The sequence below is a fragment of the Pseudochrobactrum sp. XF203 genome, assembly GCF_020341615.1.
In the GTDB taxonomy this organism is placed as follows: Bacteria; Pseudomonadota; Alphaproteobacteria; order Rhizobiales; family Rhizobiaceae; genus Pseudochrobactrum; species Pseudochrobactrum saccharolyticum.
Genome location: NZ_CP084392.1, coordinates 2836357 through 2861242 on the forward strand (window position 1 = coordinate 2836357; position 24886 = coordinate 2861242).

The 24886-nt window shown below is 51.7% G+C and carries 24 protein-coding genes and 1 tRNA gene; 11 read left to right on the forward strand and 14 right to left on the reverse strand.

The window, feature by feature from the left end:
• The 5 genes from LDL70_RS12885 to LDL70_RS12905 all read right to left on the reverse strand — a co-directional run bounded on the left by LDL70_RS12885 (window position 1) and on the right by LDL70_RS12905 (window position 4126).
• Window positions 1–357, reverse strand: coding sequence for a hypothetical protein (locus LDL70_RS12885; protein ID WP_022711265.1), 357 nt, complete (start codon window positions 355–357; stop codon window positions 1–3).
• Between the two features lie 122 nt (window positions 358–479).
• Complete coding sequence (gene mutT, locus LDL70_RS12890) at window positions 480–890, reverse strand: 8-oxo-dGTP diphosphatase MutT (protein ID WP_075657337.1); 411 nt, start codon at window positions 888–890, stop codon at window positions 480–482.
• A 10-nt stretch (window positions 891–900) separates the two neighbouring features.
• Complete coding sequence (locus LDL70_RS12895) at window positions 901–1662, reverse strand: GNAT family N-acetyltransferase (RefSeq protein ID WP_225685235.1); 762 nt, start codon at window positions 1660–1662, stop codon at window positions 901–903.
• Window positions 1662–2903: a bifunctional glutamate N-acetyltransferase/amino-acid acetyltransferase ArgJ gene (argJ, locus tag LDL70_RS12900; RefSeq protein WP_225685236.1), complete on the reverse strand. Its 1242-nt coding sequence runs from the start codon at window positions 2901–2903 to the stop codon at window positions 1662–1664. The genes LDL70_RS12895 and argJ overlap by 1 nt, the downstream gene beginning before the upstream one ends.
• A gap of 296 nt (window positions 2904–3199) precedes the next feature.
• The gene (locus LDL70_RS12905) at window positions 3200–4126 is read right to left on the reverse strand and encodes a peptidylprolyl isomerase (RefSeq protein WP_075657333.1); all 927 of its coding nucleotides are present in this window, start codon (window positions 4124–4126) and stop codon (window positions 3200–3202) included.
• Window positions 4127–4519: 393 nt separating this feature from the next.
• On the opposite strand from LDL70_RS12905, the gene secA reads away from it, so the two are divergent.
• The 3 genes from secA to LDL70_RS12920 all read left to right on the forward strand — a co-directional run bounded on the left by secA (window position 4520) and on the right by LDL70_RS12920 (window position 9915).
• Entirely contained in the window at window positions 4520–7240 is a 2721-nt protein-coding gene (secA, locus tag LDL70_RS12910; protein ID WP_022711270.1) for a preprotein translocase subunit SecA, read from the forward strand.
• A 317-nt stretch (window positions 7241–7557) separates the two neighbouring features.
• Window positions 7558–8790, forward strand: coding sequence for a lipopolysaccharide biosynthesis protein (locus LDL70_RS12915; protein WP_370637834.1), 1233 nt, complete (start codon window positions 7558–7560; stop codon window positions 8788–8790).
• A 3-nt stretch (window positions 8791–8793) separates the two neighbouring features.
• Window positions 8794–9915 (forward strand): GNAT family N-acetyltransferase, encoded by a 1122-nt coding sequence (locus LDL70_RS12920; RefSeq protein WP_225685238.1) that lies wholly within the window; start codon window positions 8794–8796, stop codon window positions 9913–9915.
• Window positions 9916–9918: 3 nt separating this feature from the next.
• Here LDL70_RS12920 and LDL70_RS12925 read toward each other — a convergent pair whose 3' ends face one another.
• Window positions 9919–10776, reverse strand: a complete 858-nt coding sequence (locus LDL70_RS12925; protein ID WP_225685239.1) for an EamA family transporter — start codon at window positions 10774–10776, stop codon at window positions 9919–9921.
• Window positions 10777–10905: 129 nt separating this feature from the next.
• Here LDL70_RS12925 and LDL70_RS12930 point away from each other — a divergent pair, with 129 nt between their 5' ends.
• Window positions 10906–11793: a LysR family transcriptional regulator gene (locus LDL70_RS12930; RefSeq protein WP_225685240.1), complete on the forward strand. Its 888-nt coding sequence runs from the start codon at window positions 10906–10908 to the stop codon at window positions 11791–11793.
• Between the two features lie 5 nt (window positions 11794–11798).
• On the opposite strand, the gene LDL70_RS12935 is transcribed toward LDL70_RS12930, so the two are convergent.
• Together LDL70_RS12935 and LDL70_RS12940 are read right to left on the reverse strand one after the other, a co-directional pair.
• Window positions 11799–12578 carry a glycosyltransferase family 25 protein gene (locus LDL70_RS12935; protein WP_225685241.1) on the reverse strand — a complete coding sequence of 260 codons (780 nt, stop codon included), beginning with the start codon at window positions 12576–12578 and terminating at the stop codon, window positions 11799–11801.
• A gap of 138 nt (window positions 12579–12716) precedes the next feature.
• Window positions 12717–12801 (reverse strand) — tRNA-Leu (locus LDL70_RS12940).
• Between the two features lie 277 nt (window positions 12802–13078).
• Here LDL70_RS12940 and LDL70_RS12945 point away from each other — a divergent pair.
• Both LDL70_RS12945 and LDL70_RS12950 read left to right on the forward strand, forming a co-directional pair.
• The gene (locus tag LDL70_RS12945; RefSeq protein ID WP_022711277.1) at window positions 13079–13669 is read left to right on the forward strand and encodes a YqaA family protein; all 591 of its coding nucleotides are present in this window, start codon (window positions 13079–13081) and stop codon (window positions 13667–13669) included.
• An 81-nt stretch (window positions 13670–13750) separates the two neighbouring features.
• Window positions 13751–14281 (forward strand): disulfide bond formation protein B, encoded by a 531-nt coding sequence (locus LDL70_RS12950; RefSeq protein ID WP_225685242.1) that lies wholly within the window; start codon window positions 13751–13753, stop codon window positions 14279–14281.
• Between the two features lie 23 nt (window positions 14282–14304).
• Here the strand turns inward: LDL70_RS12950 and LDL70_RS12955 are convergent, their stop codons facing one another.
• On the reverse strand, window positions 14305–14862 hold the full coding sequence (locus tag LDL70_RS12955) for an HNH endonuclease (RefSeq protein WP_225685243.1): 558 nt from the start codon (window positions 14860–14862) through the stop codon (window positions 14305–14307).
• 519 nt (window positions 14863–15381) lie between these two features.
• On the opposite strand from LDL70_RS12955, the gene LDL70_RS12960 reads away from it, so the two are divergent.
• From LDL70_RS12960 to mbfA, 3 genes are all read left to right on the forward strand, one after another.
• A complete protein-coding gene (locus LDL70_RS12960; protein ID WP_225685244.1) occupies window positions 15382–17565 on the forward strand; it encodes a malate synthase G in 2184 nt (727 codons plus the stop codon).
• A gap of 135 nt (window positions 17566–17700) precedes the next feature.
• A complete protein-coding gene (locus LDL70_RS12965) occupies window positions 17701–18192 on the forward strand; it encodes an N-acetyltransferase family protein (protein ID WP_370637684.1) in 492 nt (163 codons plus the stop codon).
• 94 nt (window positions 18193–18286) lie between these two features.
• Entirely contained in the window at window positions 18287–19270 is a 984-nt protein-coding gene (gene mbfA / locus LDL70_RS12970; protein ID WP_022711282.1) for an iron exporter MbfA, read from the forward strand.
• 6 nt (window positions 19271–19276) lie between these two features.
• Here mbfA and LDL70_RS12975 read toward each other — a convergent pair whose 3' ends face one another.
• Together LDL70_RS12975 and LDL70_RS12980 are read right to left on the reverse strand one after the other, a co-directional pair.
• Window positions 19277–20101 carry a class II glutamine amidotransferase gene (locus tag LDL70_RS12975; RefSeq protein ID WP_116089021.1) on the reverse strand — a complete coding sequence of 275 codons (825 nt, stop codon included), beginning with the start codon at window positions 20099–20101 and terminating at the stop codon, window positions 19277–19279.
• Between the two features lie 95 nt (window positions 20102–20196).
• Complete coding sequence (locus LDL70_RS12980) at window positions 20197–20415, reverse strand: DUF6356 family protein (protein WP_022711284.1); 219 nt, start codon at window positions 20413–20415, stop codon at window positions 20197–20199.
• A gap of 128 nt (window positions 20416–20543) precedes the next feature.
• Between LDL70_RS12980 and LDL70_RS12985 the strand changes: the two genes are divergently transcribed.
• A complete protein-coding gene (locus tag LDL70_RS12985; protein ID WP_220160292.1) occupies window positions 20544–21020 on the forward strand; it encodes an Lrp/AsnC family transcriptional regulator in 477 nt (158 codons plus the stop codon).
• A 208-nt stretch (window positions 21021–21228) separates the two neighbouring features.
• Complete coding sequence (gene dut, locus LDL70_RS12990) at window positions 21229–21711, forward strand: dUTP diphosphatase (protein ID WP_225685245.1); 483 nt, start codon at window positions 21229–21231, stop codon at window positions 21709–21711.
• A 68-nt stretch (window positions 21712–21779) separates the two neighbouring features.
• Here the strand turns inward: dut and LDL70_RS12995 are convergent, their stop codons facing one another.
• The 3 genes from LDL70_RS12995 to exbB are packed head-to-tail and all read right to left on the reverse strand — an operon-like array spanning window position 21780 to window position 24490.
• Window positions 21780–22670, reverse strand: coding sequence for a TonB family protein (locus tag LDL70_RS12995; protein WP_370637835.1), 891 nt, complete (start codon window positions 22668–22670; stop codon window positions 21780–21782).
• Window positions 22671–22712: 42 nt separating this feature from the next.
• Complete coding sequence (exbD, locus tag LDL70_RS13000; RefSeq protein ID WP_151160231.1) at window positions 22713–23231, reverse strand: TonB system transport protein ExbD; 519 nt, start codon at window positions 23229–23231, stop codon at window positions 22713–22715.
• Between the two features lie 5 nt (window positions 23232–23236).
• Window positions 23237–24490 (reverse strand): tonB-system energizer ExbB, encoded by a 1254-nt coding sequence (exbB, locus tag LDL70_RS13005; RefSeq protein WP_225685247.1) that lies wholly within the window; start codon window positions 24488–24490, stop codon window positions 23237–23239.
• Window positions 24491–24886 lie beyond the last annotated feature (396 nt).

The window sequence follows — 24886 nt, forward strand, 5'->3', positions numbered from 1 at the left end:
TCAGCAGTCGCCCTGCTGTGAGCCGTCACGGGCAATCACGCAAACTGCTTCTGGTGAGGATTGCAGCAGGCTTTTGCGCTCAATATAGGCTTTGTCAGTATTGCCGCGCTGAATAGAACCGGTGGACATCATATCCACACCGGCAGGAAACAGCGATTGCGCGGTTTGCTTATTGGCTTTCTGGCTCAGCACCGGCACGATGACCAGCGTCAATGCGAGAATTGCGGAACCGAACAGCAAAATGCAACGGACAAAGCCGCTTTTGGCAACAGGCATAAAGCCCGATTTTGTCTCTTCATCATCTTTAAAAAAGTCTGTCAGAAATTCTGACTGATACTGACTGCGATTGCTGCTCATCGTCATACTCCGGCGCGATGATCCCACCATGCGGCATGTCAGTGAATCATCCCTTAACAAAATCGTAAAAACCCGTCTTACGACTAAAAATAACCGGCAATTATCAAGGATGCGCTGGAGGATTACAGGAGATCCATCAGGAAAGGGATCAGCGGCTCATCGGCAGGCGGCATCGGATAGGAGCGCAGGTCTTTTGGTTTGACCCATTTCAGCGCCTGCCCTTCCATCGAGCGGGCAATGCCCTCATAGCGCCGGCAGATATAAAGCGGCATCAGCAAATGAAATTTATCGTAAGAATAGCTGGCAAAAGTCAGCGGCGCGAGGCAGGCATGTTTGGTGATGATGCCCAGCTCTTCCTGCAATTCGCGGATCAGCGCATCTTCCGGTGTTTCACCGCTTTCAACTTTACCGCCCGGAAACTCCCAAAGACCGGCCAGATTTTTGCCCTCAGGGCGCTGTGCCAGCAAAATACGGCCATCCGTATCAATCAGCGCACAGGCTGCCACCAGCACAATCTTTTTGCCCTCAGTCATCAAATACTACCTATCTGCAATAATAAATATAATCATAGACAGTGGTGAAGCCTAAACCCTGATACAAAGCACGCGCTGCTGCATTCGCGCTTTCCACCTGCAACCAGAAACAATGATCGCCGCGGGATAAGGCCTGCGCCATCTCATTCAGCACCAGTGCTTTTGCAAAACCACGCCGTCTGAACGCCTCACCAATACACAAATCCAGCAGACCGGTATAGCCGTTCTCACTCACACAAAGCAGTGTTGCAGCAGGTTCAGCACCGGAAAATCCGGCAATGACATATTTCTGCGGCTTGATTGAGCGAAGAACTTCCGCCAGTCCCTCCACCTGCTCCTGAGGACGATCGTGAAACGCACCGGAAATCCGGCTATAGCCGATCTCCTGCCCGTCACGAAACTGCACAAGCCGTAACGGCAGACGCGGCTGCGGCGTTTTCAGTAGCGCAATATCACGCAAATCACAGGCCATCACTGATGATGCGCCTGTGGCCGTATAGCCGCGCTTTACCAGATAATCGGCCAATGCGGGCGGTGCCAGCGGTGTCAGCCGGAAAACCGGCTGTTTGCCCTGCGCTGTAAACAGCGCTTCACAGGCCTCCACCCGCTGCACTAGATCCGCATCATCAGCCGGGTTCAGCAGATTGACCGAATTGCCGCGCTTTGACGGATAGTAAGGTGTCAGTTGAACAGCCCAGTCCCCGAAATGCGTGACCTGCAAAGCGGGCCATGCATGAAAACCAAGCTCTTCAAACTGACGGATTTCAGACATCACGACCGGTAATCACCGTTAATCGCCACATATTCCTTGGTCAGATCACAGGTCCAGACCGTGGCTGTTCCTTCGCCCATACCAAGTTCAACCGTAATGAGAATATCCTCACCCTTCATATAGGCTGAAGCCGCAGCTTCCGAATAATCAGGATCGCGTTCACCATCGACCGCCACGCGGATATTCCCGAAACTGATGGCCAGACGATCACGGTCAGCCGGTTCACCCGCTTTACCAACAGCCATCACCACGCGTCCCCAGTTAGCATCTTCACCGGCGGCAGCGGTCTTCACCAGCGGGGAATTGGCAATTGACAGACCAATGCGCTTGGCAGACACATCAGACACCGCACCTTTCACGGTGATTTCCAGCATTTTGCGTGCGCCTTCGCCATCGCGCACAACCTGTAAAGCCAGATTTTTCAGAAGCTTGCGCAAAGCACGGTCAAATTCTGCCAGACGGTCATCATCGGATGATGTTACAGTAACAGCGCCGCGTTCCGCGGCTGTGCCGGTCGCAAACAGCATCAGCGTGTCAGACGTGGAAGTATCGCTGTCCACAGTCACCGCATTGAAGCTGGAATCCACCGCTTTGGACAACAGACCCTGTAAGACATCAGAGGCAATCGGTGCATCTGTCACCACAAAAGACAACATGGTCGCCATATCCGGCGCAATCATACCGGCACCTTTGGCGATGCCGTTAATCGTCACCGGCACACCGCCAAGCAGCACGGTTTCCGTTGCCACTTTTGGATAAGTATCAGTCGTCATGATCGCTTTGGCAGCTTCCAGCCAGCCATTATTATCGGCACGCGCATTCATATCGCCGAAGAGATGCGCGAATTTACCGGCATCCAGCGGCTCGCCGATCACACCGGTTGAAGCGAGAAAGATTTCATGCGCTTCACAGCCCAGCGCCTCACAGGCAGCTTTGGCTGTGGCTGTCGTTGTTTCACGACCTTTTTTACCGGTAAAAGCATTGGCATTGCCGGAATTTACAATCACAGCTTTAGCAGTACCGTGTTTCAGGCTCTCGCGGCAAAAATCCACCGGCGCAGACGGGCATTTGGAGCGGGTGAAAACACCGGCAACTGAAGTAGGCTTATCAAAAACCATCATCAGCACGTCTGTTCGGTTTTTATATTTAATCCCCGCTTCGGCAGTTGCCATTCGCACACCGGTAATCACCGGCATGGCAGGATAATGTTTTGGTGCAAGCGGAGAAACAGAAGAAGACATGCGTGCCTCGAGAATAAAAGCATTACCTGCAAAACTGAAAATCGTTTTGCGTCAGGGTCATGCGGCTAAATACCAATGAATTTTAACCGAAATAAAACAGCTCGTATCCTGAGTGCCTTTCAGATGCTGTCGGCACATCAAATCACCCGCCATTTCACCTCAGGTTGAGGCCAATAAATGACGGATAGGCATAAAATGCAATCACCTGCCCGAAATAATCAGGGCAGGTGATCATTTTTATCAAAATTCGCCTTAAACTTACCAGATTGGCAATCACATCAAAGCAAAATGTAAGCTTATTGAGCGGCTTTCGCAGCTGCATCCTGTGCGTCAGCAGCTTCTTTCATCGCTTTGGCAACAGCTTCGTCTTCATAAGTGATTTTCGAACCGTCACGCAGCTTCTTGACCATTTCGATATATTTTTCACGAATGACGATCGAGCGAACCTGATCTTTCACTTCATCAAATGCAGGTGGCTGCTGCTGGCGCTTATCTTCCAGCTTGATGATGTGATAGCCGAACTGCGACTTCACAGGCTCTTTGGTATAGCTGCCGACTTCCAGTGCAAAGGCAGCTTTTTCGAATTCAGGCACCATCATGCCTTCGCCGAAATAGCCCAGATCACCGCCCTGTGCGGCAGAACCATCGGTTGAGCTTTCTTTTGCCAGATCTTCAAACTTGGCGCCGCCTTCAAGCTTCTTGATGATTGCTTTGGCTTCGTCTTCAGTTTTTACGAGGATATGACGCGCACGAACTTCGTTCTTCGCAGGCATTGCCGCGATTTCCTTGTCGTAACGGGCACGCACATCTGCATCGGAGATCTTGTCTACGATTGCAGTCTGGAAATATTCATTATGCAGCGCGCGGTCTTTCAGAAACTCGATGCGCTGTTTGAAATCTGCACTGTCGTCGAGTTTTTCAGTTTTCGCGGCAGCGGCCAGAACTTTGATATCAACCAGAGCAGCCAGTGCAGCAAGACGACGCTGATCATCCGGCAAACGGGAGAACTGCGGATCCAGATCGCTCGAAGCCTGATCAACTTCGCCCTGTGTCAGCTTAACGCCGTTTACAGTAGCAAGCACTTTGTTCGGATCGGCTTTTTCAGCCGGTTTTGCTGCAGTTTCAGTCTTTGCAGCGGTGCCTTGCGCATAGGCAGAGCCTGCAGCAGTGGTCAAAAGCAGACCGGCTGCAAGCTGAATCAGGACTTTACGGGTACGGGTCATCAGTGATTTCTCCTTCGGGGACGAAGTACCGTCCCAAGAATAAGGCAGAATTTTGCTGCTTCGCTCTCATTCGGATAAAGCAGAATAGTTTTTAGGCGATATGGCAATTTTCTGCACAATATATATATTTCAGCAGTAATAGTCCCTTTTGTTATGCGCATATAATCGCATTGCTCGGGACTATGACTGTTGTCAAATCATTGACATCGCCGCACTCCCCTCTTATCTGTCCATCGGCTTTGCGTCCAGAGAGCTGCCAGAGAGAAATTGCGCGAAATGTCTTTTCGACAGCGTGTTTTCTTGCCATAAGTCTCGCATAAACAAATAAAGCCGATGACAGAGCGCCGCGCAGGCGGCGACACACTTGGCTGAAGATTTAAGAAAGGACCAGCGATGGTCAGCTTTGGCGGTCTCGCCCGTATGATTTTCGGCTCATCCAATGAGCGTCGCATCAAAGGCCTTCGTCCTCGCGCAGCAGAAATTACCGCGCTTGAGAAACAATATGAAGGCTTAAGCGATGCTGAGCTTCAGGCTAAGACCGATGAATTCCGTGCCCAGCTTAGCAGCGGCAAAACACTGGATGACATTCTGCCTCATGCTTTCGCCACGGTGCGTGAAGCGGCGAAACGCACACTTGGTATGCGCCCGTTTGATGTGCAGCTGATCGGCGGCATGGTGCTGCATGACCGCTCCATCGCGGAAATGCGCACCGGTGAAGGTAAAACCCTGATGGCAACGCTGCCGGTTTACCTTAATGCGCTTGAAGGCAAAGGCGTGCATGTCGTGACAGTCAACGACTATCTCGCCACCCGCGATGCGCAGACCATGGGCGTGCTTTACAACTTCCTCGGTCTGACTGTCGGCGTGATTGCTCACGGCCTTGATGACGATCAGCGCCGCGAGGCCTATGCCTGCGATATTACCTACGCAACCAATAACGAACTCGGCTTCGATTATCTGCGTGATAATATGAAATATGAGCGCGCCCAGATGGTGCAGCGCGAACATAACTACGCCATCGTCGACGAAGTTGATTCGATCCTGATCGACGAAGCCCGTACACCGCTGATTATTTCCGGCCCGCTGGAAGACCGCTCAGACTTCTATTCACTGATCGACACTTTCATTCCGCAGCTTGAGGCGGAAGATTACGAAGTTGACGAGAAGCAGAAGACTGCGATCTTCACCGAAGTCGGCACAGAAAAGATCGAAAGACTGCTGGAAGCTGCAGGTCATCTGAAAGGCGAAAGCCTTTACGATGTTGAGAATGTGGCTGTTGTTCACCACCTCAACAACGCCCTGCGTGCCCATAAGCTGTTCCAGCTCGACAAGGACTATATCGTCCGTAATGACGAACTGGTCATCATCGACGAATTTACCGGTCGTATGATGCCGGGCCGCCGTTATTCCGAAGGCCTGCATCAGGCACTGGAAGCCAAAGAAAAAGTAACGATCCAGCCGGAAAACCAGACACTGGCTTCGATCACCTTCCAGAACTATTTCCGTATGTATAAAAAACTGGCCGGTATGACCGGTACAGCAGCAACGGAAGCGGAAGAATTCGGCAATATTTACGGCCTTGATGTTGCAACCATCCCGACCAATCTGCCGGTTGCCCGTATTGATGCCGATGACGAAGTTTACCGTACGGTTGATGAAAAATATAAAGCCATCATCCGCGATATTCGTGAATCCCACGAAAAAGGCCAACCGGTTCTGGTTGGTACAACTTCCATCGAAAAATCCGAAATTCTGGCTGAACGTCTGAAAAAAGACGGAGTGAAGAATATTCAGGTTCTGAATGCCCGTTATCACGAGCAGGAAGCCTATATTGTTGCACAGGCCGGTGTTCCGGGCGCGATCACCATTGCGACCAATATGGCCGGTCGCGGTACCGATATTCAGCTCGGCGGCAATCTGGAAATGCGCGTGAAGGTGGAACTGGCGGATGTACCTGCCGGTCCTGAGCGCGATGCCAAAATTCAGGAAATCAAAGCGGATATCGCTCAGAAGAAAGAACAGGCACTGGCTGCCGGCGGTCTTTATGTTCTGGCGACAGAGCGTCACGAAAGCCGTCGTATCGACAACCAGCTGCGTGGCCGTTCCGGCCGTCAGGGCGATCCGGGCAAGTCGAAATTCTTCCTGTCTCTGCAGGACGATCTGATGCGCATTTTCGGCTCTGACCGTATGGATAGCATGTTGCAGAAGCTGGGTCTCAAAGAAGACGAAGCCATTGTGCATCCATGGATCAACAAAGCGCTGGAAAAGGCTCAGAAAAAGGTCGAAGCCCGCAACTTTGAAATCCGCAAAAACCTGCTCAAATATGATGATGTGATGAATGATCAGCGTAAGGTGATCTTCGAACAGCGTCTGGAAATGATGGATGCAGAAGATCTGACCGAAACGGTCGATGAAATGCGCCATGAAGTGATCGAGGATATGGTGCGTGCCCATATTCCTGAAAATGCCTATGCCGAACAATGGCGTGTGCCGGAGTTGAAGGAAGAGGTACTCAAAGTCCTCAATCTCGACCTGCCGGTGGATGCATGGGCGGCAGAAGAAGGCATTGCCGAAGAGCAGATCGAAGAGCGTATCAAGGAAGCTGCTGATAAGGCTGCTGCTGACCGTGCAGAGCGCTTCGGCCCGCAGATCATGGCCTATGTGCAGAAATCCGTCATCCTGCAGTCTCTGGACAATCTGTGGCGCGAGCATCTGGTCAATCTTGACCATCTGCGTTCCGTTGTCGGTTTCCGCGGCTATGCCCAGCGCGATCCTTTGAACGAATATAAGACCGAAGGTTTTGAACTGTTTCAGGCCATGCTGTCCAACCTGCGTGAAGTTGTGACATCGCAGCTGATGCGCGTGGAAATCATGCGTGAAGAACCGCAGCCGGAACTACCTGAAATGCATGGCCACCATATTGACGGCACCACCGGTGAAGATGATTTCGGCGAAGGTTCTGAAGGCCCGCGTCTGGCAGACAGCGACCGCTTTGTTGATCCGGCAGACCGTGATCCGGCTGATCCGTCGACATGGGGTCGTGTTGCCCGTAACGAAGCCTGCCCTTGCGGCTCCGGTAAGAAGTTCAAACATTGCCACGGCGCTTTTGTTTAAACGATAATATAAATTGATAAAGAACACCGCCTGTCTTCGCAGGCGGTGTTTTCTTTTGTGGTAAGCACATAGACTGACTTTTAAACTATTCTGTGCAACAACAGCTGCATATCAAAGTTTTTCCGAGAGACGCATTGCCTGCAAAATTTCAGATCACATCACTGGCTGAAAGATTCCTGCCTGCAAAACGGGCAGAACAGTTGCGTCCTTTTTTGCTACGGGCAGAGGGCTTGTTCTCCGGTGAGGATGAACAGGCTCAGGCCAAACGCTCTTCGCTGATTGCTTTTGCAATTCGCATTGCCGGTGCGGCTCTGGCACTGCTCAGTCAGGTTGTGCTGGCCCGTCTGATGGGCAGTTTTGAATTCGGTATTTATGTCCTTGTCTGGACGGTTACGCTTATTCTCGGCGACCTCGCCTGTTTCGGGTTCCACACCACTATTATCCGCTATGTTCCGCAATATTTGCAGAAGAAACAAACAGATGATGCACGCGGCATTCTGCGCACCGGCCCCGTTTTCGCGCTCATCAGCGCAAGCATCATTACCCTGATTGCAATTGTTCTTCTCAATAGTCTGAGTGCGCAATTTGCGCCCTATTACTGGCCTGCTTTCCTTATCGGCATTCTTTGTATTCCGGCTATTGCGCTCGGCAATATTTATGACGGCACAGCACGCTCACAGGGCTGGATTCTGGCAGCACTCAGCCCCGGCTATATTCTCCGCCCGCTGATGATGCTGCTGATCTTCATCTTGTTGCTGCTGACAGGATGGCAGCCGCAGGCCACCACAGCACTTATCGCAGCCTTTTCCGGCACTGCGCTGACCGTCATCAGCCAGCAACTATTCCTGCGCAAACGCATTGCAACAGTTCTGCCAAAAGGTGCGGGAACCTATCATTTACGGGAATGGATACGGGTATCCCTGCCAATTTTCCTTATTGAAGGTTTTTTCTTCCTGCTCATCAATATTGATGTGCTGATGGTCGGCCGCATGATGGAGCCGGACAGTGTAGCGCTGTATTTTGCAGTCACCAAAGTGCTGGCACTGGCACATTTCGTTTATTTTGCCGTCAAGTCCAGTGTGGCGCAGCGCTATTCCCAGCTGCTGCATGGCGGCGACAAGCAGGCCTTCAACGATTTCGCCCGCAACTCCGCCCGCTGGACATTCTGGCCGTCTTTATTGCTCGGCATTCTGCTGCTGGCCGCCGGTTGGCCTTTACTGGCATTGTTCGGCCATGAATTCACCAAAGGCTATCCGCTGCTGTTCATTCTGATTTTCGGGGTTATTGCACGTGCCAGTGTCGGCCCTTGCGAAAGCCTGCTCTCCATGTCCGGCAATCAGAATATCTGCGCGCTGCTCTATGCGCTGGCACTGATCGTCAATATCGCGCTGAACATTACCCTGATCCCGCTTCTGGGCTTGAGTGGCGCAGCAATTGCCACGGTCTGCGCTATGGCCACAGAAGCAGTCACCCTCTCCTTTGTGGTTTATAAACGTCTGGGTATCACAATGTTTGTGTTTGCCCCTTCAGCCCGCCATGCCGGAGATTAAATCATGATGCAAATCTTGCAGAAAGCTGAAGCTCTTGAGTATCTGAAAAATTTGCAGATCCCGTCTGTTGCAGAAGCAAATATTTTCAATCATCCGGATTTTTTGCGCCCTGCACTTGAGCATTTCGCATCCGATAATTGCGCAGTGCTCCTTGACGATGATTCTGAAACCGCATTTCTGATGCCCTTTCAGGTTTCCCGTGCCGGACTTGGTTTAAAAAAATCTCTTTGTGGCTGGAGCAATATCTATGCCACGCAAGGCACACCATTAATCGCTGCAGGCAATCCGACACACACTCTGGAAACAGCGCTGGCTGTATTGCAGCAACCGGAGCTCGGGTTGTCGGATACACTCATTCTGCCGGATATCAATCTCAATGCAGCTTTTGCAACTGCGCTCAAAGAACTGGCACAGCGCCAAAATCTGCCGCTTCATATCATGCGGCAGGAAGAGCGTCCGGTTTTGTCTAATGGCAGCGATGCAGAGAGCTATCTGACCAATGCAATCGGCAAAAATCATCGCCGTGAATATCGCCGCCTGTGGCGCAGACTGTCCGAAACAGGCAGTCTGGAGTACCGCATTATTACAGGTAAAACGGCGCTCAAAGATGCATTCAATGACTTTCTGTCACTGGAAGCTGCGGGCTGGAAAGGCACACGCGGCACGGCTTTTCTGAGCAAACAGGCTGATGCGGATTTTGCCCGTGAAACTGTCCGCGGCTTGGCCGAGCGTGATCTGGCGCGCATTCATACCCTGACACTGGATGACAGGCTCATTGCCAGCCTTGTGGTCTTTGTGCAGGGGGATCAGGCATGGACGTGGAAAACCGCCTATGACGAAGCTCTGCGCGCCTACTCCCCCGGTGTGTTGCTGATGATTGAAGTATTGAAAAACCATCTGGAAAATCCGGCATTGCGCATCACCGATTCCTGCGCCATTCCCGATCATCCGGTGATGTCGCGCCTGTTTCATGAGCGCGAGAGTTTCGGCACGATCATTCTTGGCCTGGGCGCCCAAAGCCAGCAAAACGTGTATAAAATAGCCCGTCAACTCGACCGCTATGACCGCCTGCGCTCAGCATTACGCCACATCAAATCCCGCCTGCAAAAACGGCTGAAACGCTAAGCGTCAGATCTTACGCGCCTGTACACGCTGCCCGAGCCAGACGCTGAACAGCACAATCGCCATACCGGTGATTTGCAACAAGTTCAGTTGCTGACCCAGCAGCCCCCAGCCAAGGATCACAGCGGTCAGCGGGCTTAAAAAACCAAGTGAAGCAGCGACAGATGATTCCAGCCGTGCCAATCCGCGAAACCACAAAAGATAGGTGACAGCACCGCCGATCAGACCGAGATAAATCAGTCCGAGCCAGTTTATCAGTGTCAGTACCGGCAAAGCCGGTTCCTGCGAGAAAGCTACCGGCACCAGCAACAAACCACCGGCCGTCAGCTGCCATGCGGTAAATGTGAGCGGAGAGACCGGCGGCTGCCAGTAGCGGCTCAGAACCGTGCCCGCAGCCATCGAAAATGCACCGGCCAGCGCCGCTATGATCCCTGTCTGATCGAGAGCACTGTCAGGCTTCAGCACCAGCAATGCCACACCGACAATCCCTGCCAGAGCAGCAGCAACCGCAACAATGCGCAATCTCGTTCCTAGCACCATTCGCGCCAGAAACACGACAATCAGTGGCTGCACAGCGCCCACTGTGGCTGCAACACCACCGGGCAAGCGATAGGCAGCGACAAATAACATTGCCCAGAAGAATGAAAAATTCAGCGCACCAAGGATAAACACACGCAGCCACCAGATACCCTGCGGCAGTTGCCGGACAAGCAGCAAAAGCAACAATCCCGCAGGAAGAGCACGCAGCATCGCGACTGTCATCGGATAACCGGCAGGCAGCATTTGCGTGGTGACAATATAGGTACTGCCCCAGATCGCCGGTGCCAATGCTGTCAGCAGCAAATCCGTGCGTGTCGATGTCATATATTGTCTCCGTAAGTTCTCATATGCCGGTACAGCGCACCATAATTACAATTATTGGAGATGATAATTTCTTGTTTTACGATTATATTACCAACCAAAAGTTTTGAATATTTTGATTACAGGCAAGATATGGATCAGCTCAGCGCATTACGTCTCTTCCGCAAAACCGCTGAGCTGGGCAGTTTTGCCGAAACTGCACGCGCAAGCGGTCTGACTGCGGCAGCGGTCGGAAAAAGCATCGGTGAGCTTGAAGCCCATCTGAAAGTCCGGCTATTCAACCGCACCACGCGACGCATGAGCCTGACGGAAGCCGGTACGCTCTATTATGATCAGATTGCCCCGATCATCGAACAGCTTGAAGAAGCCGACCGCTCGCTGACACCACATAATAATCAGCCATCCGGGCTATTGCGCGTGACGGCACCGCTGACCATGACAATTGTCAGCCTGTCGCGTTTCATACCGGAGTTTTTAGAGCGCTATCCTGAGATCACACTGGAGTTCAACCTCGATGACCGGCAGATTGATATTGTCAGGGAAGGTTATGATATCGCCGTCAAAGGCAGCGACAGTTTGAAGAATTCCAGCCTCATAAGCAGACGGCTGTCCACACTCCATCATGTGGTTTGCGCTTCGCCTTCTTATTTCGAAAAGCACGGTAAGCCTAAGGAACCAGCGGATCTGCGTCACCACAACTGTATCCGCTACAGCCTGTCCGGACATGTCCATGAATGGGAATTCCGCAAAGGAGAAAGAACAGAGCGCATACCGGTGACCGGACGCTATATTGTTTCATCCAGTTTTGCAGTGCGTGATGCTTTATGCGCCGGTTTCGGCCTCAGCCTGATCCCGCTCAGCTATGTGCAAAATGATCTTGCGGAAGGCAGACTGGTTACAGCACTGGACGACTGGCAGCAGATGGAAACCGGTATTTACGCCTTTTACCCGTCACGCCAATATCTGGCACCCAAGGTGCGGGTATTTCTCGATTTCTTAAGCGAAAAGCTCGAAAGTTGAGAAAATCAGTCACGGGCGCCCGGAACCCGTCCCCAGCGCTTCTTGGTGAAACAATTGATGTAAAGTCCCCATAAACCGGTTTTACCACGGACAAACACTCGCTTCACTTCACGTTTCAGCCTTTGCATTTTGGCCGGCGGGCAATATTGCGAAGACCGCTCAGGACTCAATGTGCTTTCCAGCCCCGCTTGCATGCAAATTGCAGGACTGACCTGATAAACCGTCATTTGCGGGAAGAAACCACAGGATGGCGTAAAGAGGAGATGATCGATCGGCGAGGCCGCATCATTCATACGGCACAGTAATTTTCTCGCGCAATCACGGGAAACAATATAACCGGCAGCAAGAATATGCTGGCTGCGCAATTGTGCCACTGTATAGTGACCGGCAATTGTCACAACCGGCTTATCAGTCAGAACTTTTTTGCCCTGAGTTTCAATTTTAATCAGTTCGGCATTATCCGGAATCCAGTCTGTGGATTCGAAAAACTGTCGCGTATCTTTCGACAGGGTCACATCATCTTCAAAAATCGCTGCGAAACGATCTTCACCCTGCGCTATAAGCTCCAGACATTTCCGGTGGCTCAAAAAACAACCGATTTCTGTTCTTGTCAGAGGCTCTTTCCAGGACGGTATGCGAATGATGGACGCCAATTCCTGATCGCTGAGATTTTTACCATCCACAGCCGCGACACGCTCAAAAGGAACTGACGCTTTGGCAAATTGCTCCTGCATGCGCACCAAGCGTTCAGGACAACGATCCAGATTAATCAAATAGGCTTTCACTGCAATTTCCGCCCTAGAGAATATTCTCTTTCGGTAAAATATGTCCGCATATCTTTCAAGAGATATTAGGTATATTTTACTCAAGTTTACAGTAAAAAAGTGAAAGAAAGTTACGGCGAAATTTTGTCAGGAAAAAAGTGGTGCGGGTGGTCGGAATCGAACCGACACTCCTTTCGGAACCGGATTTTGAGTCCGGCGCGTCTACCAGTTCCACCACACCCGCACATTCGCAGGCACTTCATACTCAAAGCGCTGCACTGGTGCGCCGAAATATAGTGAGAACCACCTTCCCGTCAACTGCAAAACCTGTTTGTTTCAAATTATTTCAACAAAATTCACCCGCGCAGAAAATTCAGCCTTTGCTCACGGATTGTAAAACCATTCATAACGAATTCCGGCACACATTGCCCTGCGAAGTTTTTCGTTTTACACACAGCATCAAAATTCCGCATGGCTTTGGCCTGTACCATCATAATTGCTGAGAACCGACAGAGGCCATCATGCTGCGCAAACTCTACGACTGGACCATTTCCCTTGCAGCGCGTAAATCCGCAGCTGCATGGCTGGCCGTCATCGCTTTTCTCGAAAGCTCGGTCTTTCTGATTCCTGCAGATGTCCTGTTCGTACCGATGGGTATCGCCCGCCCGAAAAAAGTCTGGCATTACGCACTGATTGCCACGGTCATGTCCGTGCTCGGTGGTATTCTTGGCTGGTATATCGGTCATTATGCCTATGAAACCGTCGCCAAGCCGGTTCTGCATTTTTACGGCAAGCTCGATACATTCGAAGCCATGCGCGGCAGCACCAGCGCCGATATGATTCTGCTGTTGCTCATCACTTCCGGCCTGTCTCATCTGCCGCCGATGAAAGTTGTAACCATTCTCTCCGGTGCCGCAGGCGTCAATATCTGGCTGTTTATCCTGTCAGCTATTATTACCCGTGGTGCACGGTTCATATTGCTGGCATGGCTGTTGCAGCGCTTTGGCGAACCGATCCGCAACTTCATTGAAAAGCGTCTCGGATTGATCGCAGCCACGGTTGCTGTCATCCTGATTCTGTTATTTATGGTCGTCAAATATCTTCACGCCTAAAAAGCATCAGGCAGCCATGTTTATGCCATAAGGTCATGGCTGAGCTGAGTTTAAACTGATTTTTGCAACAAGGATTTTCCTGTGTCTTCAACCGGTACTGCTCAGACACCCCGTTCGCAACATACGCTTATTTCAGCATTTCTTGCGGTAAGCATGGCCGGTGTCGTGGGCTCCGCACTGGCGTTTCAATATATTGGCGGTTATCTGCCGTGCAAATTATGCCTTGAAGAGCGCATTCCCTATTATATCGGCGTACCGCTGATGCTTCTCAGTGCATTGCTAGCAGCGCTTGGAAAGTCAGAAAAACTGACCCGTCTTTTCCTGCTGATCGCCGGATTACTGATGACCTATGGCCTCATTCTTTCCGTCTATCACTCCGGTGTGGAATGGAAATTCTGGGCAGGTCCTGCCGATTGCGCTACAGGCGCGGTTTCCATCACCACCAGCGCAGGCAATCTGCTTGGTGATCTCAATGCGGTTAAACCGGCCGCCTGCGATGTTGCCGCCGGACGCTTCCTCGGTATTTCCTTTGCCGGATGGAATGGTGTTGCCTCGCTGATCCTCGCAATCATTGCCTTTTACGGCGCATCGCTCAAAACTCGTAAAGCGTGATCTAAAAAACCGGAGCTGTATCTTTACGGCTCCAGTTCCACATCCCAGTATAAATAATCCATCCAGCTTTCATGCAAATGGTTCGGCGGAAACCGCCTGCCGTTTTTATGCAGATCAAAAACACTCGGCATATAGGGTTTTTGTCGCGGCCACATTTGCGCTTTGGCAGGCATCATGCCTCCCTTGCGCAAATTACACGGAGAACAGGCAGCAACCACATTTTCCCAGGTTGTTTCGCCGCCGCTGCAACGCGGTATAACATGGTCAAATGTCAGTTCATGATGCGCGCCGCAATACTGGCATTCAAAACGATCCCGCAGAAACAGATTGAATCGCGTAAACGCCGGATAGGTCGGCGGGGCAACATAGGTTTTAAGACTGATAACACTTGGCAGCCGCATGGAAAAAGTCGGAGAGCTGACTTCCGCCTCATATTCCGCAACAATATTTACGCGCTCAAGAAAAACAGCTTTGATCGCGTCCTGCCACGACCAGAGTGATAAAGGATAATAGCTGAGCGGACGAAAATCCGCGTTCAGAACCAGTGCCGGCAATTTGCCGGCAAATGCGGCAATGTTCAAGAAACACCTCCTTTGTGCATCTTGCAACACTGCGGTTCATGCGATTGCAAAACGCGGCTTCAAAGAGACAGAGCAAACACGCGGTTTACCCTGCTTGCATTCCATTCCGTCTCTGCCAGCTATATTTTTGAGGCGCTTCACTCTTCAATGTACCTGACAGAATGATACGTGAAAAACGAATGCTTTTACCGGTCATAATATGTAAGCAGGACATGTCAGTATTGTGAAGCCAGACTGTTTATCAGTCAATTTCTATTCATGCTGCCGATGGATAATCCTGTAACAAAATCAGCCCTGCGCTTTCAAAATTCCGTGCTTTGATAAGGAATTCAGTCCCAAAAGCGCAAACAGTGTTTGATTACACGCATTATCGGCTTTGAATATTGTAGACAATTATGTAAACATACATTGACAGCTTTGACAAAACAAAGCCGTAACCGTGCTTGTCCATCGCCGCCCGTTCAGACTAAGCTGCAAAGGACAAGCTGGTTAACATTGAGATCAGACAGGGAGCGAGTGATGAGTGGTCGTATTGAACATGCAGGTCTGCAGGTTGATCAGGAACTGAGCAATTTCCTGACAAGGGAAGTCTTGCCGGAAACCGGCATTGCGGCAGATGCCTTCTGGAGCGGTCTTGCCGGCATGGTCAAAGAACTGGCGCCCCGCAATAAAGCCCTGCTTGCCAAGCGTGACGATATTCAGGCTAAACTCGACGCATGGTATAAAGCCAACCGCAATTACGCGATGGCGGATTATCAGGCTTATTTGCGCGAAATCGGCTATCTCCTGCAGGAAGGTGAGGACTTTCAGGTCACCACCGCCAATGTAGACAGTGAAATTACCAGCCTTGCAGGCCCGCAGCTTGTTGTTCCTGTCATGAATGCCCGTTATGCGCTCAATGCTGCCAATGCGCGCTGGGGTTCGCTCTATGACGCACTTTACGGCACGGATGCTATCAGCGAAGACAATGGCGCGGAAAAAGGCAAAGCCTATAATCCTGTGCGCGGCGCAAAAGTCATTGCATGGGCAAAAGCATTTCTTGATGAAGCCACCCCGCTGAGCGATGGCCGCTGGGATGAGGTCACCGGTTTCTCTGTCGCCAATGGCCAGCTTGTTCTCACACTCGGTAACGGCAAAACTGCATCCCTGAAAAATACCCAAGGCTTTGCAGGCTATCAGGGCGATGCATCTGCCCCTTCCCTCGTGCTTCTGAAGAATAACGGGCTGCATATCGAAATCCGCTGCGATGCCGCTCATGTCATCGGCAAGACCGATCCGGCACATATTGCCGATATCACACTGGAATCGGCTCTCAGCACCATTCAGGACTGTGAGGATTCAGTCGCCGCGGTTGACGCTGCCGATAAGGTTCTGGCCTATCGCAACATTCTCGGCCTGTTCAAAGGCACTTTGTCGGAGAGCTTTGACAAGGGTGGCAAAACCATCACCCGCAAGCTCAATGCCGACCGTAGCTATACCGCACCGGATGGCTCCACCCTCACTTTGCCTGGCCGCTCACTGCTGCTGATCCGCAATGTTGGTCATCTAATGACTAATCCTGCCATTCTCGACAGTGAAGGCAATGAAATTCCGGAAGGCATTCTTGATGCAGCTTTCACCGCAGTGATTGCGCTCCACGATATCGGTACGCAGGACGGCAAACTCAAAGGCACGCATCTCAATTCCCGCACCGGTTCGGTCTATATTGTGAAGCCGAAAATGCACGGGCCGGAAGAAGTGGCCTTTGCCGCAGAAATCTTCGCTCGCGCTGAAGCATTGGCGGGTCTTAAGCCGAATACCCTGAAAATGGGTATCATGGATGAAGAGCGCCGTATGACGGTGAATCTCAAAGAAGCCATCCGTGCTGCCAAAGAACGGGTCTTCTTCATCAATACCGGCTTCCTCGACCGTACCGGCGATGAAATCCATACTTCTATGGAAGCAGGCCCTGTTATCCGCAAAGGCGAGATGAAACAGGCTGCATGGATTGCAGCTTACGAAAACTGGAATGTGGATACCGGCCTTGCCTGCGGACTGACCGGCCATGCACAGATCGGCAAGGGCATGTGGGCGATGCCGGATCTGATGGCGGCGATGCTGGAGCAGAAGATCGCCCATCCGAAAGCCGGTGCCAATACCGCATGGGTGCCGTCCCCGACAGCAGCAACATTGCATGCCACGCATTATCACAAGATTGACGTGGCAGCGGTGCAGAACCAGCTCAAGTCCCGCACAAAAGCCAAGCTTGAAGACATTCTGACCATTCCTGTTGCCCGCGACACCAATTGGGCACCTTCAGATGTGCAGGCAGAAATCGACAATAATGCACAGGGCATTCTTGGTTATGTGGTGCGCTGGATCGATCAGGGCGTTGGCTGTTCCAAAGTGCCGGACATCAACAATGTCGGCCTGATGGAAGACCGTGCAACCTTGCGTATCTCGGCACAGCACATCGCCAACTGGCTGCATCATGGCATTGTCAGCGAAGCACAGGTGATGGAAACCATGAAGCGCATGGCCGCAGTGGTAGATGCGCAGAATGCCGGTGATGAAGCCTATCAGCCGATGGCTGCGGATTTTGATGGCTCTATCGCTTTTCAGGCAGCCTGTGAGCTGGTCTTTAAAGGCCGCGAGCAACCAAACGGCTATACCGAGCCGGTTCTCCATGCCTGCCGTTTGCAGTTCAAAGCTGCCCAAAAATAAATTCTTGACGCTTTTCACAAGCGGCATAAAAGTGGCGGACAAGTTCTTCTTGTCCGCCACTTTTATTTTTGTTTTTGCGCATTACCCTACGCAAAACCGCTTCACACTTTTGCTGGAAATGCTTTGAGGCCGATCATGCTGACCATACGGCACGCTGACACTACCCACCTGCCCGCAATCCTTGATATTTATAATGATGCGATTGCCAATACGACGGCCGTTTTCATCAGCCAGAAGGTCAATTTGCAAAACCGTGCGGAATGGCTGACATCGCGCCAAAACGCGGGTTTTCCGGTACTGGTGCTGACAGAGGGGGACGAATTGCTCGGCTATGCCAGCTACGGCGCTTTCCGTGCTTTTGAATGCTATAAACACACGGCAGAGCTATCCATCTATATTGCCGGTCATGCGCGCGGCAAAGGTGCCGGTGACAGACTAATGCGCGCCTTGCTGGAACATGCAGCGGGCAACAATATCCATGTTCTGCTTGGTGCGATTGAAGCACAGAATACCGCTTCTCTCCGTCTGCATGAGAAACATGGCTTTACACAAACCGGTCTTCTGCCGCAAGTCGGCCGAAAATTCGACCGCTGGCTTGATCTGGTACTGATGCAACGCATTCTCTGAACACGCACTAATCTGGTCAAGCTCTGCAAAAGGAGCTTGATTTTAGAATTATTCCAAACTATTAAATTTAGAACAATTCTAAAAAGGAACTTCCATGTTCTCCTCCCTTTTCTCGCCGTCGCGCCGGTCTTTTGAAAGTCTCTCCGAACAGGAAATGTTGGCACTTGCCATTTCCTCCGAAGAGGATGATGCCCGCATCTATCTCAGCTATGCGGACGGATTGCGTGAGGCTTACCCACAATCCGCCAAAATTTTTGAAGCCATGGCCGAGGAAGAGCACAATCACCGTGCACGTCTGATTGAACTGCATCGCCAGCGCTTCGGCGAAACCATTCCGCTGATCCGCCGCGAGCATGTGCGCGGTTATTATGAACGCAAGCCCGACTGGCTGGTGCGCCCGCTCGGCATCGATAAAGTACGCAATATGGCGGCACAGATGGAGGAGCAGGCTGCACGTTTTTACGAACAGGCAGCCATGCGTGTTTCCGATGCTGCCACGCGTAAATTGCTCGGTGATCTGGCGCTGGAAGAAAAACATCATGAACAGCGCGCCCATCATCTGGAAGAAAAACTGACACCGGATAATGTGCAGGATGAAGAACGTGCCGGTGAGCGCAAACAACTGATCCTGACCTATATCCAGCCAGGCCTCGCAGGTCTGATGGATGGTTCGGTTTCCACGCTGGCACCGATTTTTGCCGCGGCTTTTGCCACGCAGGATACATGGCAGACTTTTCTTGTTGGCTTGTCGGCTTCCGTCGGTGCCGGTATTTCCATGGGCTTCACAGAAGCTGCCCATGATGACGGCAAACTTTCAGGCCGTGGCTCGCCAGTCAAACGTGGCCTTGCCAGCGGTATTATGACCACTGTCGGCGGCCTCGGTCATGCCCTGCCCTATCTGATTACCGACTTCTGGACTGCAACCGGCATTGCGGTATTCGTCGTCTTTGTCGAGCTCTGGGCGATTGCCTATATCCAGAACCGCTTCATGGAAACACCGTTCATGCGCGCCGCTTTTCAGGTCGTACTCGGCGGTGCACTGGTGCTCGCAGCCGGTATTCTTATCGGTAATGCCTGATAAAAATTAGCCTGCCACAACAGCAAGCGTTGCGGCAGGCTTCACTACAGACTGCTCGTCCATAAACGGCTCAATGCAGATATGATTGGGCTTGTTAATAGTCACAAAACTATTGCGCGGCACCGCCATCCAGTTTTCAGCAACACCGTCCAGCGGCTCAGACACAACACATATTCCCGTAGAGGATGCCATTTTGGCGGTGTAAAGCGTTGGTGCATAAGTATCGCTGGCATAGCGCACTGCAAACAGTGAATGACCATCCGAGAATGCTGCTGTCAGCCGGATAAAAGGCGGCACTTTTGCACTTTCCGCAGCCTCATAAATTGTCTCGACAGTGCGCGTCAGAGCACGGAGCGGATCATCATCCAGCCCGAAATGCAGCATCAGCAGGAAGAAGAGTTCTGAATCGGTCGAACCTGACTTGTGGCTGTAAAGCGCATCCGGCAGCAAACTCTCCAGCGGACGGCGCAAACGGTCAAAACTGCCGATCTGACCATTATGCATAAAGCTCCAGCGCTGAAACACGAACGGATGGCAATTTGCACGGCTGGTTTCACCACCGGTGGAAGCACGCACATGCGCCAGAAACAGGCGCGAATTAATCTGGCGCGCAAGACTGCGCAAATTCTGGTCAGACCATGCAGGCAGAAGATCGCGGTATAATCCCGGCTCCTCGCGCGTGCCGTACCACGCCACGCCAAAGCCATCGCCATTGGTCGCGGTTTTCGCCTCAGTCGCATGATGGCTTTGCGCGATCAGCGAATGACAAGGCGAAGTGATAATATCTTCAAGATACAGATCAGATCCGAAATACGCAGCCCAGCGGCACATGAAACACACTCTGACAAGTGAGCGAAAGATAGGAACCTGCCGTTATTTATAGCCGGTTACAACAGTGATCTTCCGCCACTATAGTTAACAATTCACTATTCAGCCGCGCGCTTATGCGTTTTGGCGTAAAGCTTCGCGACAATAGTGCTGGCTGTTTTGTCGAATAAAAATGGCAAAATTGCATGGATCAGAGCTGCAAAAGCAGCTGCAAAAAGCTTGAATGAAAATTTGCCCGCAAAAGCCATATGCTCAAAATAAGTTTCGTTGACGGATGCCGGATGTTCCGTAAACAGACGTGAAATTTTGGTTTGCATGAGTTTCCCCGTTATCAATTTTAAAATCAGCAAGATAGGTTTCTGATTTAAAATACTAACACCGTCAAACGCATATTTTGTCTCAAAAAATCCTTGATAATACAAATCTTTGGGACAATTATCCCTATATGACACATAATATAGACGAAACAGACCGCCGCATCCTTCAGGAATTACAGAAAGATGCCACTCTATCGGTAGACGCGCTTTCCGCCCGTATCCACCTGTCGCGCAATGCATGCTGGCGGCGGCTGAAGCGGCTGGAAGATGACGGCATTCTCAAAGGCCGTGTTGCAATCGTGGATGCCGACAAGCTCGGCCTTGGCCTCACCGTTTTCATGCTGATCAGAACCAGCAATCATGATCCGAAATGGCTGGAACAATTTCGCGCGGCAGTCACATCGCTAACAGAGGTTGTCGGCGTTTATCGCATGAGCGGGGATCTTGATTATATTATCCGTGCCCGCATTGAAGATATGAAAGCCTATGACCGGCTCTATCAGAAACTCATCACCCGTGTGCCGCTGTCAGATGTCTCTGCGTCCTTCGTAATGGAAGAAATTAAGGACAGCACGGAAATCCCGCTTTTCGGTTACACACCATAAGAAAAGAGCCCCTAAAGCGTATCCCGAAAAGTGCGAAGCGGTTTTCGAATAAGATACGCGTAAAACAAAGAGTTAGAGCGGTTCTACCGATGCAATACTAACCGGAACCGCTCTAATTATTTTTGAAAAAAGCATACGGCTCTTTCAAAAAGAGCCTCAATATGTTTAGTGCTCATTTTAAATCATATATTGCTGAAAAGGGTTTATCATGTCTGCCAATTCCCCTTCATCATCCAGCCGCCCGAAGCTCGGAATTGTCCGTCTTGAACATGCTGCAGGCCTTGATCTGCCAGCCTATGAAACATCAGGTTCTGCTGGTGTTGATCTGCGTGCTGCCGTACCGGAAGACCGCCAGATCGTGCTGCTGCCGGGTCGCCGTACACTTGTGCCGACCGGCCTGATTTTTGAACTGGAAGAAGGTTATGAAGCGCAAATCCGTCCGCGCTCCGGTCTGGCTTTCAAACATGGCATCACCTGCCTGAACACTCCGGGCACCATCGACAGCGATTACCGCGGCGAAGTCAAAGTCCTGCTGATCAATCTCGGTGATGATGATTTCCGCATCAAGCGCGGCATGCGCATTGCGCAGGCGGTGATCTCTCCTGTTGTGCAGGTTGAAATTGAAGAACGCTCAGAAGTCGGCGTAACCGAACGCGGTGCCGGTGGTTTTGGCTCAACCGGCCATAAATAAGAGTGCTGTAAAGCTGAAATTAAAAAGCCCCGCATGAAACTCATGCGGGGCTTTTTTATGCTCTTATATCAGTTGAATTTGAAAGGCACCTGAAACGGAATCCGTGCAGCTGCCATTGCCGGTGGCGGTGCCGGAACCGGTGAAGCCGCTTTCACAGCTGTCAAAGCAGCCTGATCCACTTGCGGATTGCCTGATGTCCCCGAAATACGGGCAGACAATACATTACCCCCTGCATCAATCACAAAAGCAATCTGCACAATGCCTTTATCGCCGCGTCCAAGCTTGCGCTGTGCTGTGCGTTTCTTACGCTCAAGATGTGCCTGCACTTTCGACTGCCATTTTGCCGAACTGACACCGGCAGATGCCGAGCTCTGGCGATTGGCATTGGCTGCAACGCGGGAAGAATTCTTCGCATTGATTTGCGGTGCGGAAGCGGCCTGTGTCTGCTCAGCTTTCTGAGTTTTCTTGGCTTTTTCCTTAGGTTTCGGCTTTTCTTTAGGCTTTTCCTGCTTTGGTTCTTTCTTTTCGACCTTAGGTTTTTCAACAACCTTCGGCAGAACCACTTCAGGCTTCGGCGCTTCAATGATTTCCGGAACTTCTTCGTCTACCGGCTCAGCTTCAGCCACTTCCTGAGGCTCTTCAACAGGTTCTTCAGGCGTTACTTCTTCAACCTGTTCAACCGGTTTTTCCGGTTCGATTTCAGCTTCATCGGGATTTTGGGAAGCCTCGGCAGAAGGCGCAATGGAATCTTCTTCCACTTCCGGTGCCTGAGGAACCGGATCAAGCTCCATCATAATCGCTGCAGGCGGCTCACCATCCGGCACCATTTCCGGCACCGATGCATGTAGGGCATAAGCACCGGCTGCATGTGCCATCAACACGGCGGCACCGGCACCCAGCCAGCGCACCATATCTTTCCAGAGACCAGATGACGGTTCAACTGCGGAACCGTTTTTCATACCCCGAACCGGCGGATGATCGATCGGTAATTCCTTCACGTCTCACTCTCCTGCATTCTGGCCCGAAGTCTGACCCGAGCTTTGAGCTTCAGGCTGACCTGCCGGTGATCCCGCTGCAGGCGCACCGGTTGCATCACCCGCACCAAGCGTTTCCAGACCGACCAGCGCGATTTTGAGATAACCGGCCTCACGCAGCAGGTTCATAACATTCATCAGCTCGCCATAGCCGACAGTCTTGTCTGCACGGAGGAAAATACGCGTGTCTTTATTGCCTGCCGCCAGACGATCCAGTGTCGGCGCCAGCAAATCACGATTTACCGCGTCATTACCAAGGCTGAGGCTCAGATCTTCCTTCAGCGTCAGATAAACCGGCTTGTCAGGGCGTGGCTGCGGCGTAGCACTGGCCGCAGGCAGATCAACATTAATATCAACGGTTGCCAGAGGCGCTGCCACCATGAAGATAATCAGAAGCACCAGCATCACGTCGATAAACGGCGTTACGTTGATTTCATGGCTTTCCTGCAGGTCATCACCGGCATCTTCACGCAAACGGCTGCCCATCTTCTTTACTCCGCTGCTTTCGTGGCCGGAACAGTCTGAGCCGCATTCTGACGGACTGCCTGTTTCTGCACAATGTCACGGGCTGCACGCATATCCAGATCACGGCTGACAAGACGCTCAACACCGGCACTCACATCGGCCAGCAGATGGCGATACGCGGTCACCGAACGGGCAAACATATTATAAATAATCACTGCCGGAATAGCGGCGACAAGACCGATCGCCGTTGCCAGAAGCGCCTCGGCAATACCCGGTGCCACAACAGCCAGATTGGTGGTCTGCGCTTCGGAAATACCGATAAAGGAATTCATAATCCCCCATACAGTACCGAACAAACCGACAAATGGTGCAACAGAACCAATTGTTGCGAGAATACCGGTGCCTTTGGCAAGGCGGCGTCCTGCACCGGCTTCAATACGGCTGAGACGGGAAGCAACGCGTTCTTTCAGGCCTTCCCCGCCGACATAAGCCGCAGCAGATGCAGATTGTGTTACTTCTTCCTGTGCCGCACGGACAAGATGTGCACCGGGACCACGGGTTTTATCCAGCGCCTGCACTGCAGAAGCCAGATTGTCCGCATGGGATACTTCCTTCAAGGCGCGACGGGCACGGCTGCGGGCACCGGTAATTTCCAGTGTTTTGGCAAGCCAGACTGTCCATGTGGCCAATGATGCAATCGCCAGACCGATCATAACGGCTTTAACAACCCAGTCAGCAGCCATGAACATGCCCCAAGGGGACAAATCATGCGGAATCTGCAAGCCGTTATCAGCGGTGCGAACCGGTGCGGCAGCCTGAGACTGACCGGCTTCCGGTGCAATACTGACCGGCTGACCGGCAGGTTCTGTTTGCGCAGGCGTTACGGCAGACGGCGCGGACTGAGAGGATTGAGCTGCGGGATTGACCGGAGCCGGATTTGTTGCTGCCGGAGCAGCAGTGCCTGTGGCTGGCTGCGAGGCAGCAGGCTCATTGGCAGGAGAAGATGTGGCCGGAGCGGACGTCGGTACCTGTGCCGCTGGCGCTACAGGCGCTGCAGCAGGAGCAGATGGCGCTGCCTGAGTCGCAGATTGTGTTTCCGGAGAGGTTTGCGGGGCAGTCTGCTGTGGTTGCGCTTCCTGCGCCATAACCGGCGCTGAAAGTGTCAGCACATTACCGCCCGCAAGAAAAGCGGAAAGAATGAAAGCTGACAATCCTGTCTTGAATGATATTGCTGCCTTGGACACTGTCTTAACCACCGCGACGACCTCACTGCATTTCATTATCAGGGACAGCCGGCCTGTATTATTTCCAGCCTGTACAGGATCAACCTGCTCCGCATTTATGCGGATGTGCTGCATCAACCAGCAACTGCCTTTTTCGGGTTATGCAATACAACCATCAAACATGACTTCGCAAGTCATGTTTTAAAAAAACCCGTCATTCTGCTGTTATTTGACCGGAAAGCGGAAGTTATTCACCAAAACAAACGGATGTTTTACGAATTTCATCACTGTCGCAAGGATTTCTCACATCCGCAATGCAGCTCCGGTGAGTCGCAGCTCCAAGTTATGAGGGCACTATAACGGCAAAACCATAATATGACAATTTGAAACAAGTTTGAGCGCAAACCCGATAATCAGGGAAATATTAAGATCCTGACAAGGAACAATCATAAA

Excerpts from the sequence above, each read along its gene's own strand:
- LDL70_RS12895 (WP_225685235.1), bottom strand. The coding sequence starts at position 1,662 with ATGTCTGAAATCCGTCAGTTTGAAGAGCTTGGTTTTCATGCATGGCCC.
- LDL70_RS12975 (WP_116089021.1), bottom strand. The coding sequence starts at position 20,101 with ATGTGCCGCTGGGCTGCGTATTTCGGATCTGATCTGTATCTTGAAGAT.
- dut (WP_225685245.1), top strand. The coding sequence starts at position 21,229 with ATGTCTGCCAATTCCCCTTCATCATCCAGCCGCCCGAAGCTCGGAATT.
- LDL70_RS12985 (WP_220160292.1), top strand. The coding sequence starts at position 20,544 with ATGACACATAATATAGACGAAACAGACCGCCGCATCCTTCAGGAATTA.
- argJ (WP_225685236.1), bottom strand. The coding sequence starts at position 2,903 with ATGTCTTCTTCTGTTTCTCCGCTTGCACCAAAACATTATCCTGCCATG.
- exbB (WP_225685247.1), bottom strand. The coding sequence starts at position 24,490 with ATGAAATGCAGTGAGGTCGTCGCGGTGGTTAAGACAGTGTCCAAGGCA.
- LDL70_RS12945 (WP_022711277.1), top strand. The coding sequence starts at position 13,079 with ATGCTGCGCAAACTCTACGACTGGACCATTTCCCTTGCAGCGCGTAAA.
- mutT (WP_075657337.1), bottom strand. The coding sequence starts at position 890 with ATGACTGAGGGCAAAAAGATTGTGCTGGTGGCAGCCTGTGCGCTGATT.
- LDL70_RS12995 (WP_370637835.1), bottom strand. The coding sequence starts at position 22,670 with ATGAAAAACGGTTCCGCAGTTGAACCGTCATCTGGTCTCTGGAAAGAT.
- LDL70_RS12905 (WP_075657333.1), bottom strand. The coding sequence starts at position 4,126 with ATGACCCGTACCCGTAAAGTCCTGATTCAGCTTGCAGCCGGTCTGCTT.
- LDL70_RS12930 (WP_225685240.1), top strand. The coding sequence starts at position 10,906 with ATGGATCAGCTCAGCGCATTACGTCTCTTCCGCAAAACCGCTGAGCTG.
- secA (WP_022711270.1), top strand. The coding sequence starts at position 4,520 with ATGGTCAGCTTTGGCGGTCTCGCCCGTATGATTTTCGGCTCATCCAAT.
- LDL70_RS12960 (WP_225685244.1), top strand. The coding sequence starts at position 15,382 with ATGAGTGGTCGTATTGAACATGCAGGTCTGCAGGTTGATCAGGAACTG.
- LDL70_RS12920 (WP_225685238.1), top strand. The coding sequence starts at position 8,794 with ATGATGCAAATCTTGCAGAAAGCTGAAGCTCTTGAGTATCTGAAAAAT.
- LDL70_RS12980 (WP_022711284.1), bottom strand. The coding sequence starts at position 20,415 with ATGCAAACCAAAATTTCACGTCTGTTTACGGAACATCCGGCATCCGTC.
- LDL70_RS12965 (WP_370637684.1), top strand. The coding sequence starts at position 17,701 with ATGCTGACCATACGGCACGCTGACACTACCCACCTGCCCGCAATCCTT.
- exbD (WP_151160231.1), bottom strand. The coding sequence starts at position 23,231 with ATGGGCAGCCGTTTGCGTGAAGATGCCGGTGATGACCTGCAGGAAAGC.
- LDL70_RS12925 (WP_225685239.1), bottom strand. The coding sequence starts at position 10,776 with ATGACATCGACACGCACGGATTTGCTGCTGACAGCATTGGCACCGGCG.
- mbfA (WP_022711282.1), top strand. The coding sequence starts at position 18,287 with ATGTTCTCCTCCCTTTTCTCGCCGTCGCGCCGGTCTTTTGAAAGTCTC.
- LDL70_RS12885 (WP_022711265.1), bottom strand. The coding sequence starts at position 357 with ATGAGCAGCAATCGCAGTCAGTATCAGTCAGAATTTCTGACAGACTTT.